The following is an 18,590-nucleotide window of genomic DNA, read 5'->3' on the forward strand; positions in this document are numbered from 1 at the left end:
ACCAATACCAATGAAAACTCCAACCAAGATTATTTACCTTCTTTTGATATTCATTATTAATGCATGTGGATTTCAAGAAGAAAAAAAGTTAGGTGATTTCAAACTTCTCCCCTCCCCACAAGAATTTGAAATTTCAGGAATTAGCGATTTAAAAATCGACGAGTTAAAACTGTTTTATTCTGAAAGTAATGACAGTCTGCCTGTTTTGGGCGATGCCTTTGGAGAACTTAACCAGACAGATAAAAAGTCTGATGCGCAAATAATCTTTTGGATAGATGAAAAGCTGGATCTGCCAGCAGAGGGATACTTCCTAAAAGTTCAGGAAGATCAGATCATCTTAACCGGAAAGGATAAGGCCGGGCTGTTCTATGCCTTCAAAACTTTGGAACAACTAGCAATAGACGCCAAAGATCAAGATGTGCATTTACCTATTTGTAGTATTAAAGATTTTCCCCTCCTTGCATACCGCTCCATTCATTTGGATATTAAACATCATTTGGAACAAACCGAATATTACTATCAACTCATTGATAAACTGGCCAGTTACAAAATCAATGCAATTATTGCAGAAGTAGAGGATAAAATCCAATTTGAACGCCATCCAAAAGTTGCTTCGGCAGATGCGTTAAGTAAAGGAGAATGGCAAAAACTCTCAGAATATGCCAAAAACCGAAATATAGAGATTAGCCCACTTATGCAAGGGTTGGGCCATTCCTCTTTTGTGCTTAAGCACGAAGAATACAAACACCTTCGCGATGACCCAGAAATTGATTGGGCATATAATCCGTTGGATCCAGAAACCTATAGAGTACAGTTCGACCTCTATGAGGAGGCAATAGAGGCAACTCCGAATGGCAAATACCTGCACATTGGTGGCGATGAGGTGCATACAACAGGTCGAGGCAGTGGGAAATCTTCCCTTGAACTTCAATTACAATGGTTGAACAAAGTTTGCCAATTTGCCGAGGACCACAATCGTATTCCCATTTTTTGGGACGACATGCCCTTAAAGCATGCCGAAGTTTATGGTCCAATGTTCGACACTGAAATCACTAACGAAGAAGTTGACAAAATCTGGGAGGAAAATGAACACAAACTGGTTGAATTTTTAGACCAATTTCCAAAAAATTGCATTTACATGCGATGGAATTATCATTCCCCAGAAACTTATGGCAATAGCAAGGCCATGGATTGGTTCAGTGACCACGGTTTCCAAGTAATGGGAGCAACCGCAGGGCAAACAAGATGGGTATTAATGCCGCAAAGGGAAAGCAATATTGATAATATTAAATCCTTTGCACTATCATCTATTGAAAGTGGATTGAATGGCCTTCTGTTGACGCTTTGGGATGACGACTCTCCCCACTTTGAACTTTACATGAGGGGTATACTGGCTTTTTCCGAGTACACTTGGTCTGGAGATAAGCGCACAAAAGGAGAGGTGAAATCAGCTTATAGACATAGGGAGTTTTCCGACTCACTTTCAAACGAACAATTTGGGTTTATCGATCTTTTGGAAAGTCCCGTGGCCCAATGGAAAAATATATTATTGGAAGGAAACAGCCGTAACTATTTGATGAGCAAACCTGAAGCAATGGAAAAATTGGTTATTGAAATGCCTGTTGCAAATAATCCTGGAAAATGGTCGGAAAAATATGCTGATAGGATCAAAATAGCCAAAGAAACAATTAAAACAACTGATACCATTGCATCCAAAATTGGAGAAATGAAAAATCTTGCCAAACGAAACACCTATAATCTGGAAATCTATGAGCAAGTGAACAATTTGGTTCGGTTTAGCAACCAAGCCTTGCTGCAATTAAATGACTATGATCAAACCACTGACAACCTAGAGCGGAAAAAAGCTTTGGAAAGATTATCTGAACTAAAAGCGCAATTTGGGGCACTTCGAAAAGAAATGGAGTCAACTTATGGTAAAACCCGAATCCTTACCAAACCAGATAATTATATCTTAGATCAAGATCACCACGTGCATTTAGCCAATCAATCTTTATCTTTTGACTGGCAATTTTATGCCGAGATTTTGTTCTTGCAAAAATTGGAGAAAAACATAATAGAAAAGGTCACTCTCTCGGATATTAAAGATTAAATCCATATATAAATGAAAAAAAACCTCCCTTTTGCATTATGCTGTATGGTGTTGCTCTGTTTTGGGTGTAAACCTTATCAACTTAACAACGACAAAGCTAAAATCTATATACAAAAGCCACATCGTCATAACAAACTGTGGAAAGTGGTATGGGAAGATCATTTTAACTCCCGCGACCTAGACGATACCAAATGGACCAAAATCCCGCAGGGAAAAGCAGATTGGAACGATCAAATGACCGACTTGGATTCGAGATGCTTTGATTGGAAGGATGGGAAACTCCATTTGATCGGGATTCAAAACATCGATACGTTAACGGACCAAAGAACCTACCTCACCGGAGGCATATTTACTAAGGGTAAATTTGCTTTTCAATATGGTAAAATTGAGATTCGGGCCAAACTGGAATCGGCACAAGGAGCTTGGCCTGCCATGTGGATGCTCTCTGAACTAAACAAACATGGCGCATACCCTAGAAACGGCGAGATTGATATAATGGAACATCTCAATTTTGAAAATGTCTTCTATCAAACCACCCATTCCTATTATACATTAGAGCTGAAACAAAAAGAAAATCCGCCTTATTATACCACTACCCCATTCAATGCCGACGAATTTAACACCTTTGGTTTGGAATGGTATCCAGATAAATTGGTTTACACCTTAAACGGAAAGCCCACTTTTACCTATCCCAAGGTTGAAGGCGTAGATCCATCGCAATGGCCTTTTGATCAACCCTTTTATATTTTGATTGATCAACAACTTGGAGGTTCGTGGGTCGGCGACGTGGATCTTGAACAACTTCCAGTCAATATGATTATTGATTGGGTGAAAGTATATCAATAAACCAGTACAGACAATGAACATGATATCAACATACATTCGAATCGGCACTTCAATCCTAATACTTGCATTGTTGGTTTTATCCTGTAATGAAAAAAGAAAAAACAATAGTACGAAAGATGAAACCATTGTCACCACGGAATCAAGACCAACCGGCAAATGGAGTGTTGAACGTGCCAATGCATGGTATAATCAACTCGATTGGCTTGTAGGTTGCAATTTTGTACCTTCCAACGCCATAAATCAGTTGGAAATGTGGCAAAAAGACACCTTCTCCCCGGAACTGATAGATAAAGAGTTGGAGTGGGCCGAGAATTTGGGTTTTAATACGCTACGTGTATTTCTGCATTATCTCCCATGGAAAGAGGACAAAGTTGGCTTTTACAATAGAGTTGATGACTTTTTGGATATATGCGAAAAGCATAACATACGGGTCATGCTCATTTTTTTTGATGATGTATGGCATCCCTACCCCGAGTCAGGCCTACAACCTGAGCCAACAAAGGGTGTTCACAATTCTGGGTGGGTGCAAAGTCCCGGTATTACAATATTAAAGGACCTGGCCCCACACGAGGCCAGTTTAAAAAACTATGTACAAGAAACCATAGAGCGTTATGCCGAGGATTCCCGCGTTCTTATTTGGGATTTGTACAACGAACCTGCGAACCCAAATCAAGCAAGTTATGGTGAAATTGAACTTGAGGCCAAAATGGACTATTCGTTGGTTCTCCTCAGAAAAGTTTTTGAATGGGCACGAGAAATCAATCCTAGTCAACCTATTTGCTCGGATGTTTGGAGAGCTGGAAATTTGGACTTGACAAAATTGGATGCCATCGACGAATTTTGCTATGAGAACTCCGACGTGATCAATTTCCATTCATATTACGGACCTGAAAACACTGAAAAAATAGTAGAAATGCTCTCTGCATCTGGTCGTCCACTGCTATGTACTGAATATATGGCGCGTACCGCAGGGTCTACTTTCGAAACCATCCTTCCTATTTTCAAAAAACATAAGGTTGCAGCCTATAACTGGGGGTTGGTCAATGGTAAAAGCAATACTATTTATCCGTGGAGTAGTTGGGAACATCCTTTTGCCAATGAACCAGAAATCTGGTTCCATGATATCTTTAGAGAAGATGGTGAGCCTTTTTCCAAGGCTGAGGCGCAATTTATAAAGTCGATTATCCGTCAAAAGTAAAACGGAAAGCGAGCGAAATTGCAACAAATTTGTCATTTAAAAAGTGTTGTTATTTTTGATTGATTTTCGTTTTAAGGCACAAAAACTTGTTTCTGATTTCCAATTTTCAGCGATTGATTCATTTTACAGCAAAAAAAGTATCAATTGATGTCATTATAGTAATGGTGATATCCAGCGATAACCAATAGATTTGTTTAATGTGCATATTCCATAACATCCTATAAATTGGAAAAGGCAACAGGAACTAAATTAAAATACCAATATGGAAAGTGACAATGCTACAGTTGTACAACGAAAAATACTTCTTCCTTTTATTCTAATAACATCTCTTTTTGCATTATGGGGTTTTGCCAATGATATCACCAATCCAATGGTATCTGCCTTTAAAAAAATCCTAGAATTGAACAATACACAGGCTTCATGGGTGCAGGCGGCATTCTATGGGGGCTATTTTACCATGGCGCTACCCGCAGCTTATATTGTAAAAAGATTTTCATACAAGACGGGCATTTTGGTAGGGTTGGCATTATACGCAGGCGGAGCTTTGCTATTTTATCCTGCGGCGGCCAAAGAAAACTACTTTTTCTTTCTTATGGCATTGTACATTTTAACTTTTGGATTAGCATTTCTGGAAACTACGGCCAACCCTTTCATAATGTCAATGGGATCAGAAGAAACCGCAACAAGGCGATTGAATCTGGCCCAAGCGTTTAATCCCATTGGTGCTTTATCGGGACTTTTTGTTGCCCAGACCTTTATTCTTGGCGCATTGCAATCCGATGATGTAGATGCCAACGGCAATGGCATCTATGAAACGCTGTCCGAATCTGCCAAGGCTGTAGTAAAAACTTCTGACCTGGCCGTAATCCGAGATCCATATGTAGGGTTAGGACTTTTTGTTCTGTTGATGGGGGTTATCATCGCTTTGGTCAAAATGCCGGAAACGAAAAAATCGAACAATTCTGTCGATATGTGGGCTTCCATTAAAAGAATTTTCAAAAGGGCACATTTCACTGGTGGAGTTATCGCTCAAACCTTTTATGTAGGTGCACAAATTATGTGTTGGACCTACATTTATCAATATGCAGAAAATATAGGTATAAACAATCGAGATGCTGTAAATTATGCTTATGCCGCACTAGGTATTTTCCTTTTGGCTAGGTTCATTTTTACTTACCTATTGAAGTTTATCAATTCAGGAAAACTAATGCTTATATTATCTTCAATGGCCATCGTATTTTGCTTGGGCACGATTTTCTTACAGGGAATGCCCGGATTATACAGTTTGGTCATGGTTTCATTTTGCATGTCACTCATGTTCCCCACTATTTATGGAATAGCGCTAAATGGTCTTGGTGATGATGCCAAAACAGGTTCGGCATTCTTAATAATGGCCATTGTTGGTGGCGCCTTTATGCCAATATTACAAGGTATGATCTTGGATATTGGTGGATCAGGCTATAACGATGTAAGGATTTTGGGCACACCAGAGGTGAACTTCTCTTTTGTACTGCCCATGTCATGCTTTGTGGTTACATTGCTTTATGGCTATAACACCTTAAAAAGGTCAAAAAAAATTGAGCTCAACGCCTAAGAGGTGAACATTTAAAAAGATTACATCCCTAATTTCAATCATTCAACTGTTCTGTAACAGCGAATATTTGGCTATATCCATGAAAGTTTACAAAACCAAGAACGGCATTATAATAGAAAAAAAAGGACGCTATTATAAAACAAAAACCCAAGACTGGAATGCATTGATGAATCGCACTAATCTTCATAGTGCGCTATCTTCAGAAGTTAAGGGTCAAGAACCAATTGCCTTTGATGCCTCAACCATTGTTGCGCCTATCGCTGATCAAGAAATATGGGCTTCCGGGGTCACGTATATGAGAAGCCGTGAAGCCAGAATGGAAGAATCCAAAAAGGCCGGAGGTGACACTTTTTATGACAAAGTTTACGATGCAGAAAGACCAGAACTTTTTTTTAAAGCAATGGCAAATCGTACAGTGGGAACCCACGACTTGGTCAATATCAGAAAAGATTCCAAATGGGATGTTCCCGAACCGGAACTGACACTTTGGATCAGTTCAGAAGGAACCATTGAAGGGTATACCATAGGGAACGATATGAGCTCTCGCAGCATAGAAGGAGAAAATCCCTTGTACCTTCCTCAAGCTAAAACATATGAGCGCTGTGCTGGGTTGGGCCCATGTGTGTTTGTTCCAGAACGTCCAATTGACCAAAGCACTAGTATTACATTGGAAATTCGAAGGGGAAATGATCAGATGTTTTATGGGAAAGTCCCCATCAGTAATATGAAAAGAAACCATAAAGAATTGGTAGGGTTTCTTTTTAGGGAATGTAATTTTCCAAATGGATGTTACCTGATGACCGGAACGGGTCTGGTTCCTCCGGACGATTTCACCCTTCAACCCAATGATGAAATAAAAATTACAATAGACCATATCGGAACCTTGGTAAACCATGTTGCCTACAAAAACTAACATTATGAAGAATATACTGAACATTAAAAGGATATTGATTGCGATTGCATTGATGGTTGGAGGAAATCTTGCTAATGCCCAACAATATGAAGCTAATTGGGAATCTTTGGACAAGCGACCCGTAGCCGATTGGTTTGAAAATGCCAAATTCGGAATTTTTATTCATTGGGGACCCTATTCAGTTCCAGCTTGGTCTCCGAAGGGAACCTATTCCGAATGGTACCAATATTGGATGCAGAGCAAAGCACTTTTTGGCAATGGGGATTTTAAAGGTGACGAGGTATATCAATTCCATAAGAAAACCTATGGTGACCATTTCGATTATTACGAGTTTGCCGATAAATTCACTGCGGACCTTTATAATCCGGAAGAATGGGCGCAACTTTTTGAAGAATCAGGCGCAAAATATGTCGTGCTTACATCTAAGCACCATGATGGGTTTACCCTTTGGCCCAATGAACAGGCCAATGACAGGGGATTTGCATGGAATAGTATGGAAACCGGTGCCCAACGTGATTTGGCCGGGGAACTTTCAAATGCGGTAAAAAAGACCAGCGTAAAAATGGGCTTCTATTACTCACTTTACGAATGGTACCATCCGTGGTGGCAAAATGACAAGGAACGTTTTGTCAAAGAACATTTCCATCCACAGTTCAAAGATCTTGTGGAAAAATACCAACCCGATTTGCTTTGGGGAGATGGAGAATGGGACATGGAATATGAAAAATGGAAAACCCCTGAGCTTATGGCATGGTTGTTTAACGAATCCAGTGTCAAGGACAAGGTGGTTATCAATGATCGCTGGGGAAAAGGCATCCGTCAAAAACATGGGGGGTATTATACTACGGAATATGAAGCTGGAAAAACCTTTGACAAACCATGGGAAGAATGTCGTGGCATGGGCTTTTCATTTGGCTATAATCAAAATGAAGATGCCTCCGATTACAACAGTACCAGAACACTATTGTTGATGCTTATCGATATTGTGAGCAACGGTGGAAACCTACTATTGGATATTGGGCCAGATGGAAGGGGCAGCATCCCTCCTATCATGCAACAACGATTATTGGAAATGGGTGCCTGGCTCAAGGTCAATGGAGAGGCCATCTACGGTACCCGTAAATGGAAAAATCCGATACAATGGTCTGCCGGGGATAGAAAATTGGACAAAAACACCCATTATCTGGGAGGTGACTACATCTTAAAACAAACCGTAGATCCCCAACCAGGAAAAGCGGTTAAAGAGATATTTTTTACCAGCAAGGGCAAAAACCTCTATGCCATCACTCCTAAGTTCCCAACAAATCAACTTGTCATTAAAGGTGTAAAGCCTTCGAATAAGACCCAAATTGAGCTTTTGGGGCATGAAGGACAGTTATTTTATGAATATAAGGACGGCAATATCGTGGTTCAAGTTCCGAATTTGACTTATGATGAATTGCCATGTCAACATGCTTGGAGTTTCAAAATTTCAGAAGTTAAGTAGCTTTGTCTTATTAATCTAAATATGCAAATGAGATACTTCAAACTTTCCTGTAGCAAAAACGTTTACTTCATTTTCCAAATGATTGTGAAACTGCGACACCTACTACTTGTTTTGTTCCTTTTACTAGGATTCCATAATATAATAGCCCAAAATGAAAACATGCCCAATAAAATCATTTTGGTTATTGGTGATGGTATGGGACTGACCCAGATATCGTCCTTATATGAACTTGGAAGCCTGGAACACTCCAATTTTGAGCGTTTTAAACACATTGGATTGTTAAAAAATAACGCCTCCAGTCACCGAATCACAGACTCAGCAGCTGGCGCAACGGCTTATGCCTGTGGGGTAAAAACCTACAATGGTGCTATAGGAATGGACAGTGATTCATTATCCGTTAAAAATATTGTTGAGATTTTACCTGATCAAAATTGGAATACAGGTTTAGTGGCAACAAGTTCCATCACACATGCAACACCTGCATCCTTTTTCTCGCATGTAAAACTACGAGCCGAACAAGATGCCATTGCCAGTTCCATGCACGCATCTAATATCGATTTCTTTGCCGGAGGAGGGAAACGTTTTTTTGAACAACGACCTGATGGTTTAAATTATAGCGATAGTTTACGTTTGAATGGCTTTGATGTTTTCTACAGTTTGGACAAAACTCTGGCAAAAAGCACTAAAAAACTCGGATTCCTTGTAGCCAATGAGGGCCTTCCTAAAATGATGGAAAATCAAGGAGACTTTTTAACCGATGCGACCCAACTGGCCCTGGAATATCTGCAAAAAGATGAAAAGAAGTTTTTTTTGATGGTAGAAGGCTCCCAAATTGATTGGGGAGGTCATGAAAATGATGCCAACTATATTATCACGGAAATGTTGGATTTTGACCAAGCCCTTGGAGTAATTCTAGATTATGCTGAAAAAGATGGCAATACTTTAGTATTGGTTACTGCTGATCATGAAACGGGTGGATTTGCTCTTTCTTCCAATAAAAACAATTATAACGATGTTACAGGTACTTTCTCAACAGGTGGCCATACAGCAACCATGATACCCATATTTGCTTTCGGTCCTGGCAGTAACAGGTTTACAGGTATTTATGAAAATTACAATGTGTTTCATAAAATCATGCACATCCTTAACCCATAAGTTCCTATGAGATATTCATTTCTATCAAAAATAGATCGCTGGCCATCATACTTCCTAAAACCACTGCTGTATTTCATTGTCATTGTGATGGGAGCGCCCCAAATGAGTGCTCAAACATCCGAAAGTCTTAAACTATGGTACAAGCGCCCAGCATCCAATTGGAATGAAGCTTTACCGGTTGGTAATGGTAGTATTGGTGCAATGGTTTTTGGCGGAATACAGAAGGAACGCCTACAAATCAATGAAGAATCCATTTGGTCCAAGGATGGAGCCTATACAGACCGTCCAAACGCTCACAAATATATTGGGGAGATAAGAAAATTACTTTTTGAAGGTAGATACTCAGAAGCCGAAAAACTATATGGTAAGCAAGTACTTTCTCCCAGATTACCCTCCAACACCAACACCTATCAAACGCTGGGAGACATTACACTCACTTTTGATGGAATTGAAGATGTTACCGAATACTACAGAGATCTAGATCTTAACAATGCAACAAGCACCACAAGATTCAATAGCAAAGGTGTGGCCTACAACAGAACGGTATTTGCCTCCGCTGTGGATAAAGCCCTCATATTGAAGGCTACCGCCAGTGAACTGGGAAAAATTAATTGTACCATCAGATTGGCTAGGCCTGGAGATGGAGAAAAAATTACAGTTCAAGACAACATGCTGATTATGACCCAACAATTGAGCAATGGAAAAGGGGTTAAATATGAAGCAAGACTGCAAGTGATTACAAAATCGGGTTCAACAAAAGTCATCGATAATCAATTCATTGTCAAAAATGCAGACGAACTCGAACTGCGTTTAGTGGCAGGTACAGATTTTCGAAAAAATAATCCTGAAGTGCTATGCGATAGCTATCAAAAAAAATTAAACGTTCTCAGTTATAACAAAATTTTAGCCAACCATATAGCTGAATATCAAGGATATTTTAATCGAGTAAAATTGGAAATCCCTCCTTCCGCGGCTGCAGGCTTTGCCACTGATGAAAGGGTTAATGCCCAAAAAAGAGGGGTAAACGACCCATCATTGGCAGCATTGTATTTTCAGTTTGGCAGATATTTGCTCATTAGCAGTTCCAAACCGGGAGGTTTACCAGCAAACCTGCAAGGTATTTGGGCAGATGGACTCACACCGCCTTGGAATTCTGATTATCATATCAACATTAATATCCAGATGAATTACTGGCCCTCAGAGACCACCAACCTCTCCGAGCTTCACCTACCATTTCTGGAATTTATTGCCGGTTTACGGGAAAATGGGCGAAAAACCGCCAAAAATATCTATGGAATAAATGGATTTGTAGCCCATCATACCACTGATGCTTGGAGGTTTACTTCACCAATTGGAAAAACAGAATATGGAGCTTGGCCCATGGGTGCTGCTTGGAGTTCTACCCATTTTTGGGAACATTACCTGTTCACTGAGGACAAAGAATTTTTACAGAATTTAGGGTATCCAGTAATGAAAGAGGCTGCTGAATTTTTGTCCAATTTTTTGATTAAAGACCCCAAAACAGGAATGCTGGTCACAGGCCCTTCCATGTCTCCCGAGAACAAATTCATAACCCCGGACGGGGGTGATGCCGCCTTGGTCATGGGGCCTGCAATGGACCTTCAAATTGTACGGCATCTTTTCAACGGGACCATATCCGCTTCGAAGGTACTTGGGGTTGATAAAAAATTCCGAAAAAAACTCGAGCAACAGCTTACTAATTTAACACCCTCCAAAATTGGTAAAGATGGTAGAATTTTGGAATGGTCAGATGAAAGTTTAAAAGAAGTTTGGCCGGGCCACAGGCATATTTCGCATCTCTATGGACTACACCCTTCTAATGAGTTTAACTGGAACGATAGTCCCCAATATATGGAAGCGGCCAAAAAAGTGATACAAGCCCGTTTAAGGGAAGGAGGCGGACATACCGGTTGGAGTAAAGGTTGGATCATGAATTTCTATGCCCGCTTATTGAATGGAGACCAGGTCTGGGAAAATTTGGTTGATCTATGGGCGCACAAAACATATCCCAACTTGTTCGATGACCACCCTCCCTTTCAAATTGATGGAAATTTTGGTGCCACTGCGGCGCTGGCCGAAATTTTGGTGCAATCCCATGCAGGTGAGATAAATCTATTGCCAGCCCTTCCCAAAATTTTACCCAATGGAGAGGTTTCAGGACTTATGGCAAGAGGTGGTTTTGAGGTGGATATTGAATGGCAAGATGGGAAAATGAAAACGTCTACTATTCATTCAAAACTAGGCAACAAATTAAAAGTTCGAAATGATGGTATTATAAAAGACTTTGATTTGGAAAAAGGAAAATCGATACTGCTTAATGATAAATTAGAGGTAATTCGGACCTTCCAATAGCAAAACATATTGCCCACAATCATTCTAAATCGGTGAGCGTTTTTCTTTTTAAAGAATCAATGATTATTCGCGTTTCTTCAAGTTCTGCTGCGAGTCTTTTATTCTCCTGAATGTATTGTGAACGTACTTGTTCCAATTTTCTCTCGAATTCATCCGCAGGCACATATTCAGGTTTTAGCAAACCGTTGTAAATCAAACTTAATAGCGTAAAAACGAAGCTTATGCCAATGGCGGAAATCAAAATTATTAAAAGCGTCTTCTCTTTTTTATGTTTTGGGGAAGTTCTTTTAAGCAGCTGGGTTTCCTCCTTGGACATTTGGGGGTGAGGAGCCAACTGACCTAAAAAAGCATCCCATTTTTCCTCCTCTTTTATATGCATATCCTTAAAGCCTCCGGCCTTTAGGAATTGTTCAGTTTTGGGGGTTGAGGCTATCATAAAGATCTCGACCCCGTTACCTCCCATAATATCTAACAAGGTAGGGTCGAATTCTTGAATTTCCCTTATCAGTTTTCCAACAAAATCGAGGCTGTAATTCGGACTTAGAAACTCCTCATACAGGGTTTTAATCTCAAAATAGTCACTTCGTTCCAAAGCGTATTTCAAAAAACGGTCTTTTATTTCAGCTTTAAAAAAATCGCCCATTTCCCGGCAAGAAAGTTAAAAGTTTGGTTTAGTGGTACTTTCGGACAAAGTTAATTCAAAATGAGGTGTGCTTTCTTAACTGCACATCAAGAATTAATGGGTTATATAATCTCAGCGCTGAGCCCCGCTTCCAAAAGTTTGGAGCATCTGGGTTTAAGGTCCGTGTACTCCCCTGTCTTTACGGTACACTTACCATTGTGATGCACAATCAAAGAGCATTGTTCTGCCTGTTCTGGAGTATGCTCGCATACTTTGATCAATGTTTCAATAACATGATCAAATGTGTTTACGTCGTCGTTGAAAAGAACAATTTCATTCTGCTTTACAACCTTTTCTTCTAAAAGTAACTCTTCCGATACTTTCTCTTGAGTGCCCATGATTGTTGAATTAATCAATTCTAATTTACATATTTTGCTGAAATCCAGTTGTTATTTTCCAACTTTTTTACAAATCTTAAGCCGTATTCCTCACATTTTGAAGATATTATATCCAAATCTTGGGAATAGAAGCCACTTAAAAAGATTGCTCCACCCTTATTTAAACATTTGGAATAGGTGGGCATATCATCCAACAAAATATTTCTGTTAATGTTGGCCAGAATAATATCGTATTTCTTATCCGTCAACAAATGGCTATCACCTTGATAAACCTTTATTTTGTTACAACGGTTTCGTTCAACGTTCTCCTTGGAATTTATAAAACACCATTCGTTAATATCAATAGCGTCCAATGTGGTAGCTCCCTTCATTTCGGCCAGAATGGCCAAAACACCAGTACCACATCCCATATCCAACACAGCTTTATTGCTGAAATCAGTATCCAAAATATGTTGCAGCATCATATGGGTGGTTTCGTGGTGACCTGTTCCAAAGCTCATTTTGGGTTCTATTACAATGTCATATTCTACTTTTATTTTTTCATGAAAAGGAGCTCTGACAATGCATTTATCGGCAACAGTTATGGGATGAAAGCTATTTTCCCATTGGGCATTCCAATTCTGCTGTTCAATCTCTTTAATTGTCCAAGAAATTTTGACCTCTGGATTTTTTAGGATATAAATGTTATTTAAAATGGCATCCTCACATTCAGATTTAAGGACATAGGCCAGCAAGCCTGAGTCATTTTCAACAAAACTTTCAAAACCAGCCTCTGCTAGCTCAGCAATCAAAATATCGGCTGCAGGTTGTAATGGGTCGATTTTGAAGTTATATTCAATATAGGTCACACTGAACAGCTGTTAAATGGCTTTGATTATGGCAATAAAGTCATCGGCCTTTAACGAGGCTCCACCAATAAGACCACCATCCACATCGGGTTTTGAAAAAATATCGGATGCGTTTGCCGGTTTTACACTTCCGCCATACAAAATGGAAACATTGTCTGCAATGGAGTTGTTGTAGGCCTCAGCAATTGTTTTTCTGATAAAAGCGTGCATTTCTTGTGCTTGTTCTGGGCTTGCAGTTTCGCCTGTTCCTATTGCCCATACAGGTTCGTATGCCAGTACAATATTCTTCCATGCGCTTGCGTCCAGATCAAACAGGGCATTTTTTAATTGACTTTCTACCACTGCAAAGTGATTTCCAGATTTTCGTTCTTCCAATTCTTCTCCAAAGCAGAAAATAATTGTCATGTCCTTTTCCAAGGCTGTTTTCACTTTTTGGGCCAACAGGTCATCTGCTTCTCCGAAAATTGAACGGCGTTCCGAGTGTCCAAGAATTACGGTGTCCACATGGATATTCAATAGCATGTCCGCAGAAATTTCACCTGTGTAGGCTCCATTTTCAGCAAAGTGCATGTTTTGGGCAGCCACTTTTATGGTTGACGATTGTAAACTTCTTTGTGCTTGGGCCAAGTTTACGAAGGTTGGTGCCACAATGACTTCAGCATGGGTATCAGGAAGTTTGGCAGAAAGCTCGGTTAACAATGCTTCTGTTTCTTCAAGATTTTTGTTCATTTTCCAGTTACCTGCTACTATTTGGGTTCTCATGATATTGGTTTCTTAGTTATTTATGTTTAAAACTTTAATTGGTCAAGGTCGTTGAAATGGACTTTCTGTTGAATGGTGCCTCGCTCCAAAACCAAAACAGCCGGGTTGGACCGCACAATGGTCTTTAGCGTGGTTTCATCTGTAAAGTAGAAGTCGAAGTCCAGCCCATAATCTTTCTTAATCTGGTTGGCCATGACGTCGCTGGAAGCAGACATTCCAATCACGGAATATCCTTTTTCTTTGGCTTTTGAGGTTATAACTGCAACCTCCGAAAAGGCATCGTAATGACTCTTGGCCAAATCATAAGCAATAACCATAACCAATTTGTCTTCTTCCAAAATGGAGGATGCCATGTCTTCCCCATTTCTTTCGATGGTAAAATCATGAATTGGGGGTTCATAGGCTTTTTGGATTTCTGTAGTCTCCACTCCAATAAACTCACCCTCAATTGAAGGGTATTCGCCATGGGTCACTACAATTTTTTCTTCTCCGTTCACATCAAATTTCCAAGCGTATTCACTAATAGATTTAGGAGCATTATCAGGAATGGTCATACCTTCTTGTATGTTGGCTCCTATCTTATAAGGTCTAAAATCTACGGAGGGTAAGTGATTGAGTACTTGGTTTGCAAATAAAATACAAGCCACAAGCGACACTCCTGTTATAATCCAATTGGTTTTAGCATTGAACAAGGATGTAATATGTTTTTGACCGTAGAATAAAATCAGAATCAGCACCAATAAGATCACATCTTTGGTAAAGGATTCCCAGGGAGTCAACTTCACAGCATCACCAAAACAACCACAATCGGTTACTTTATTAAAATAAGCTGAATAAAATGTCAGGAAAGTAAAAAAGATTATCATTAACAAGAGACTCCAAACAGTAAATTTTGGCTTGAATCCTATTAACAGTAATACTCCCAAAATCACCTCAACAATGACCACAATAATGGAAATGGCCAAGGCCAAGGGCATCAAAAATGGTAAATCCAGTACACCTTGACTAAAATATTCTTCCAGCTTAAACGAAAACCCAACAGGGTCGTTCAGTTTAATAAGTCCGCTAATTATAAATAAGACTCCGACAAAAATTCTAGAAATCCATACTAAATATTTCATCACTCTTCGTTTAAATGAATCAAAGCAAAAACCGCATAATTCACCATATCTTGATAATTGGCGTCTATGCCCTCGCTCACCAAAGTTGCTCCTTGATTGTCCTCTATCTGTTTTACCCTCAATAATTTTTGAAGAATCAAATCGGTCAACGAGCTCACTCGCATATCGCGCCATGCTTCTCCATAGTCATGGTTTTTGTTCTCCATAAGCTCTTTGGTAATGGCAATTTGCTTGTCGTACAATGCTATGGCTTCGTCGGCAGAAAGATCAGGTTGTTCCACCACGCCTTTTTTCAATTGAATCAATGCCATAATGGAATAATTGATAATTCCAATAAACTCGGAACGTTCACCTTCATCAACTTTACGTACCTCATTTTCCTGCAAACTTCGGATGCGTTGGGCCTTAATAAAAATCTGATCGGTCAATGATGGAAGTCGTAGTATGCGCCAAGCGGTGCCGTAGTCTTTGGCTTTCTTTAGAAACAGTTCCCTACAGGTGTTGATCACTGCATCATATTGTTGGGAGGTGTGCTGCATGTATTCTGGCTAATTTGCGTAAATTTCGTCCAAACTTATGGTGCCCTAAAACACCGTGCCAAAGATAATCAAACCCATCAAAGCGCATATTTTTTATGACTATAAACTGTAAAGGGACCTTAATTGATCTACGCAAGCCCAAAGTAATGGGTATTTTAAACCTCACCCCAGATTCTTTTTATGATGGAGGGAAATTCAAAGACGATGCCCCAATTCTAAAACAGGTGGAAAGAATGCTTGGCGAAGGTGCTACTTTTGTTGATATGGGAGCCTACAGTTCAAGACCTGGTGCCGAACATGTTCCAGAGGATGAGGAATTACAGCGAATGCTTCCCATAATAGAGTTGATTCTTAAGAATTTTCCAGAAACTTTCATTTCAATTGATACGTTTCGAAGCAAAGTGGCTTCAGAGAGTTTACAGCGTGGAGCGGCATTGATCAATGATATTTCTGCAGGAAACTTGGATACAAATATGTTTGCCACCGTTGCCAAGTATCAGGTTCCGTACATTATGATGCACTTAAAAGGTACTCCTCAATCCATGCAAAAAAAGGCCGTTTATGACGATTTGATAAAAGACCTTCGCCATTATTTCTCAGAAAAGATGAGCAAGGCAACTGAACACAAAATCAACGATCTGATCATAGATCCAGGTTTTGGTTTTGCTAAGACCACGGAGCAGAATTACACATTACTGAACCAACTAGACCTTTTTAAAACTTTTGAAGTACCCCTCTTAATAGGTTTAAGTCGAAAATCCATGATCTATAAAGTGCTAAAATCAACTCCTAGTGATGCTTTGAACGGTTCAACGGCTCTCCATACTGTTGCCCTGTTAAAAGGTGCCAATATTTTAAGGGTTCACGACGTTAAAGAAGCAAAGGAGTGCGTAATGCTCATAGAAGCATTGAAAGCCAATGCACTCTAATTTTTGGTTAGGCTATTTTTGTTAATTTTACAAAAACACCGCGGTTGGATTTTCTTAATTTTCTTGAATTTAAAATCACAGATGTCATTGACATTGTGCTTGTGGCCGCTCTACTCTACTACATTTACAAACTGGTCAAAGGTACAGTCGCCATCAATATTTTTATTGGGATTGTAATTGTTTGGGCACTTTGGAAATTGACCGAACTATTGCAAATGCAAATGATCAGTAGTATGGTAGGTGGTTTTATGAATATTGGTTTGATAGCATTGATCATTGTGTTCCAACAAGAAATCCGAAAATTTTTGTTGATGATCGGTTCCACAAATTTTGCCTCTAAACGGAGTTTTATCCGTCATTTTAAATTTTTGCGGCAGGAAGCTATGCCAAGTGATACCAATGTTGAGGCAGTTGTTGCAGCTTGCGAAAAAATGGGAAGTACAAAAACTGGTGCCCTGATAGTCATGGAACGAACCAATTCCTTGGATTTTATAAAATCCACTGGAGACACCATGAACATTGAAATTACCCAACCCATTTTGGAAAGTATATTTTTTAAGAATAGCCCATTGCACGATGGCGCGGCTATTATTCAAGATAATTATATTACGGCAACACGGGTAATTTTGCCTGTTTCCAATGACAGAAACATTCCTTTACGTTTTGGACTGCGTCACCGTGCTGCGGTGGGCATTACCGAAAAGACGGATGCCATTTGTTTGGTGGTCAGTGAAGAAACCGGGTCTATCTCGTACATTAAGAATGCGGAGTTTGTTCCGTTCAAAGGTTTAAGCGAGTTAACGAATTTCTTAAAAAAGGATTTGGAATAATCATGGAATGCAAAAACTGCGAAGCAAATCTAAGTTCAGATTTTAGCTATTGTTCTTCCTGTGGCGCAAAGGTTATCCATAACCGGTTAACACTAAAAAATGTCTTTCAAGATTTAAGTGTTCAGGTGTTCAATTTGGACAATACCCTTTTAAAAACTTTTCGCCATCTATTTTCCAAACCAGATACAGTTATTTTGGAATTCATTTCTGGTACCCGAAAAAAATACATGAACCCCATTGGCTTTTTCGCTATTGCAGTGACCCTGTCTGGTATTATGTTTTTTGTGCTTAAAAATGTCTATCATCTAAATCTAACTCAGAGTAGTTTCTCTGATGCGGATGCTCAAGACATGAGTTTTATGTTCGATTACCAAGGGTTGATGTCTTATATTATCATGCCTTTGTATGCCTTGCTTTCTTGGATGTTGTTCAGAGGAAAAAAAAGATTTAATTACACCGAACACCTTGTTGCCAACGCTTACATCATTGCACAAACATCTTATGTACAAGTTGCGCTGTACATATTTGTCTTAGGCCTTTTCCCAATTAAATTCGACATTTTTAATTTTTTGTTTTTGCTTTTGGTGGTGACCTACCAGTTTATTGTTTTGGGAAGAATGCACCAGACCAAACTGTGGGGCACGCTATGGCGAGCTTTTGTTTATTTGTTCTTTTTGCTGGTTCTGATGATAGGGATAGGTATTGTCGCAGTGCTCATAACCTTAATGACCGGACAAGCTTCATTGGAGGATTTCGCACCAAAATAATCGGATTCCCTGAATAAAATTAAGTTGACCCCGATTACCAACATGGAAATGAGGGTTTAATCATCTAAATAAAAAACAAGATTCCAATCTTCCTTTCAA

General features: G+C 39.5%; 17 protein-coding genes. 11 read left to right on the top strand and 6 right to left on the bottom strand.

Annotated features, from left to right (window positions below; all coding sequences use genetic code 11):
- The first annotated feature begins 10 nt into the window (after positions 1 to 10).
- From IAG46_RS06310 to IAG46_RS06345, 8 genes are all read left to right on the top strand, one after another.
- Entirely contained in the window at positions 11 to 2,110 is a 2,100-nt protein-coding gene (locus IAG46_RS06310) for a glycoside hydrolase family 20 zincin-like fold domain-containing protein (RefSeq protein WP_190809456.1), read from the top strand.
- A 12-nt stretch (positions 2,111 to 2,122) separates the two neighbouring features.
- Positions 2,123 to 2,956: a glycoside hydrolase family 16 protein gene (locus tag IAG46_RS06315; protein WP_190809457.1), complete on the top strand. Its 834-nt coding sequence runs from the start codon at positions 2,123 to 2,125 to the stop codon at positions 2,954 to 2,956.
- Between the two features lie 13 nt (positions 2,957 to 2,969).
- Positions 2,970 to 4,154 carry a cellulase family glycosylhydrolase gene (locus IAG46_RS06320; RefSeq protein ID WP_223826594.1) on the top strand — a complete coding sequence of 395 codons (1,185 nt, stop codon included), beginning with the start codon at positions 2,970 to 2,972 and terminating at the stop codon, positions 4,152 to 4,154.
- Positions 4,155 to 4,416: 262 nt separating this feature from the next.
- Complete coding sequence (gene fucP / locus IAG46_RS06325; RefSeq protein WP_190809458.1) at positions 4,417 to 5,748, top strand: L-fucose:H+ symporter permease; 1,332 nt, start codon at positions 4,417 to 4,419, stop codon at positions 5,746 to 5,748.
- 79 nt (positions 5,749 to 5,827) lie between these two features.
- Positions 5,828 to 6,661 carry a fumarylacetoacetate hydrolase family protein gene (locus tag IAG46_RS06330; RefSeq protein ID WP_190809459.1) on the top strand — a complete coding sequence of 278 codons (834 nt, stop codon included), beginning with the start codon at positions 5,828 to 5,830 and terminating at the stop codon, positions 6,659 to 6,661.
- A gap of 4 nt (positions 6,662 to 6,665) precedes the next feature.
- Entirely contained in the window at positions 6,666 to 8,147 is a 1,482-nt protein-coding gene (locus IAG46_RS06335; RefSeq protein WP_190809460.1) for an alpha-L-fucosidase, read from the top strand.
- Between the two features lie 159 nt (positions 8,148 to 8,306).
- Positions 8,307 to 9,302 (top strand): alkaline phosphatase, encoded by a 996-nt coding sequence (locus IAG46_RS06340; RefSeq protein WP_223826595.1) that lies wholly within the window; start codon positions 8,307 to 8,309, stop codon positions 9,300 to 9,302.
- A 6-nt stretch (positions 9,303 to 9,308) separates the two neighbouring features.
- Positions 9,309 to 11,675, top strand: a complete 2,367-nt coding sequence (locus tag IAG46_RS06345; protein ID WP_190809461.1) for a glycoside hydrolase N-terminal domain-containing protein — start codon at positions 9,309 to 9,311, stop codon at positions 11,673 to 11,675.
- A 19-nt stretch (positions 11,676 to 11,694) separates the two neighbouring features.
- Here the strand turns inward: IAG46_RS06345 and IAG46_RS06350 are convergent, their stop codons facing one another.
- From IAG46_RS06350 to IAG46_RS06375, 6 genes are all read right to left on the bottom strand, one after another.
- Positions 11,695 to 12,318, bottom strand: coding sequence for a hypothetical protein (locus IAG46_RS06350; RefSeq protein ID WP_190809462.1), 624 nt, complete (start codon positions 12,316 to 12,318; stop codon positions 11,695 to 11,697).
- A gap of 101 nt (positions 12,319 to 12,419) precedes the next feature.
- Positions 12,420 to 12,695 (bottom strand): ATP-dependent Clp protease adaptor ClpS, encoded by a 276-nt coding sequence (locus IAG46_RS06355; protein ID WP_190809463.1) that lies wholly within the window; start codon positions 12,693 to 12,695, stop codon positions 12,420 to 12,422.
- Between the two features lie 20 nt (positions 12,696 to 12,715).
- Complete coding sequence (prmA, locus tag IAG46_RS06360; RefSeq protein WP_190809774.1) at positions 12,716 to 13,552, bottom strand: 50S ribosomal protein L11 methyltransferase; 837 nt, start codon at positions 13,550 to 13,552, stop codon at positions 12,716 to 12,718.
- A 3-nt stretch (positions 13,553 to 13,555) separates the two neighbouring features.
- Positions 13,556 to 14,305 (bottom strand): triose-phosphate isomerase, encoded by a 750-nt coding sequence (gene tpiA / locus IAG46_RS06365; protein ID WP_190809464.1) that lies wholly within the window; start codon positions 14,303 to 14,305, stop codon positions 13,556 to 13,558.
- A 26-nt stretch (positions 14,306 to 14,331) separates the two neighbouring features.
- On the bottom strand, positions 14,332 to 15,426 hold the full coding sequence (locus IAG46_RS06370; protein WP_190809465.1) for a BT_3928 family protein: 1,095 nt from the start codon (positions 15,424 to 15,426) through the stop codon (positions 14,332 to 14,334).
- On the bottom strand, positions 15,426 to 15,965 hold the full coding sequence (locus IAG46_RS06375) for a DUF1599 domain-containing protein (RefSeq protein ID WP_190809466.1): 540 nt from the start codon (positions 15,963 to 15,965) through the stop codon (positions 15,426 to 15,428). Before IAG46_RS06375 ends, IAG46_RS06370 begins: the two co-directional genes overlap by 1 nt.
- Positions 15,966 to 16,060: 95 nt before the next feature.
- On the opposite strand from IAG46_RS06375, the gene folP reads away from it, so the two are divergent.
- Genes folP through IAG46_RS06390 form a run of 3 tightly spaced genes read left to right on the top strand, consistent with a single transcriptional unit; the run spans position 16,061 to position 18,491 of the window.
- Positions 16,061 to 16,894 (top strand): dihydropteroate synthase, encoded by an 834-nt coding sequence (folP, locus tag IAG46_RS06380; RefSeq protein ID WP_190809467.1) that lies wholly within the window; start codon positions 16,061 to 16,063, stop codon positions 16,892 to 16,894.
- Positions 16,895 to 16,938: 44 nt separating this feature from the next.
- Positions 16,939 to 17,724, top strand: coding sequence for a diadenylate cyclase CdaA (gene cdaA, locus IAG46_RS06385; protein WP_190809468.1), 786 nt, complete (start codon positions 16,939 to 16,941; stop codon positions 17,722 to 17,724).
- Between the two features lie 2 nt (positions 17,725 to 17,726).
- Positions 17,727 to 18,491 (top strand): DUF3667 domain-containing protein, encoded by a 765-nt coding sequence (locus tag IAG46_RS06390; protein ID WP_190809469.1) that lies wholly within the window; start codon positions 17,727 to 17,729, stop codon positions 18,489 to 18,491.
- The last annotated feature ends 99 nt before the right edge of the window (positions 18,492 to 18,590 follow it).

The sequence above is a fragment of the Flagellimonas sp. S3867 genome, assembly GCF_014698935.1.
Lineage (GTDB): Bacteria > Bacteroidota > Bacteroidia > Flavobacteriales > Flavobacteriaceae > Flagellimonas.

Excerpts from the sequence above, each read along its gene's own strand:
- IAG46_RS06310 (WP_190809456.1), top strand. The coding sequence starts at position 11 with ATGAAAACTCCAACCAAGATTATTTACCTTCTTTTGATATTCATTATT.
- IAG46_RS06315 (WP_190809457.1), top strand. The coding sequence starts at position 2,123 with ATGAAAAAAAACCTCCCTTTTGCATTATGCTGTATGGTGTTGCTCTGT.
- IAG46_RS06320 (WP_223826594.1), top strand. The coding sequence starts at position 2,970 with ATGAACATGATATCAACATACATTCGAATCGGCACTTCAATCCTAATA.
- fucP (WP_190809458.1), top strand. The coding sequence starts at position 4,417 with ATGGAAAGTGACAATGCTACAGTTGTACAACGAAAAATACTTCTTCCT.
- IAG46_RS06330 (WP_190809459.1), top strand. The coding sequence starts at position 5,828 with ATGAAAGTTTACAAAACCAAGAACGGCATTATAATAGAAAAAAAAGGA.
- IAG46_RS06335 (WP_190809460.1), top strand. The coding sequence starts at position 6,666 with ATGAAGAATATACTGAACATTAAAAGGATATTGATTGCGATTGCATTG.
- IAG46_RS06340 (WP_223826595.1), top strand. The coding sequence starts at position 8,307 with ATGCCCAATAAAATCATTTTGGTTATTGGTGATGGTATGGGACTGACC.
- IAG46_RS06345 (WP_190809461.1), top strand. The coding sequence starts at position 9,309 with ATGAGATATTCATTTCTATCAAAAATAGATCGCTGGCCATCATACTTC.
- IAG46_RS06350 (WP_190809462.1), bottom strand. The coding sequence starts at position 12,318 with ATGGGCGATTTTTTTAAAGCTGAAATAAAAGACCGTTTTTTGAAATAC.
- IAG46_RS06355 (WP_190809463.1), bottom strand. The coding sequence starts at position 12,695 with ATGGGCACTCAAGAGAAAGTATCGGAAGAGTTACTTTTAGAAGAAAAG.
- tpiA (WP_190809464.1), bottom strand. The coding sequence starts at position 14,305 with ATGAGAACCCAAATAGTAGCAGGTAACTGGAAAATGAACAAAAATCTT.
- IAG46_RS06370 (WP_190809465.1), bottom strand. The coding sequence starts at position 15,426 with ATGAAATATTTAGTATGGATTTCTAGAATTTTTGTCGGAGTCTTATTT.
- IAG46_RS06375 (WP_190809466.1), bottom strand. The coding sequence starts at position 15,965 with ATGCAGCACACCTCCCAACAATATGATGCAGTGATCAACACCTGTAGG.
- folP (WP_190809467.1), top strand. The coding sequence starts at position 16,061 with ATGACTATAAACTGTAAAGGGACCTTAATTGATCTACGCAAGCCCAAA.
- IAG46_RS06390 (WP_190809469.1), top strand. The coding sequence starts at position 17,727 with ATGGAATGCAAAAACTGCGAAGCAAATCTAAGTTCAGATTTTAGCTAT.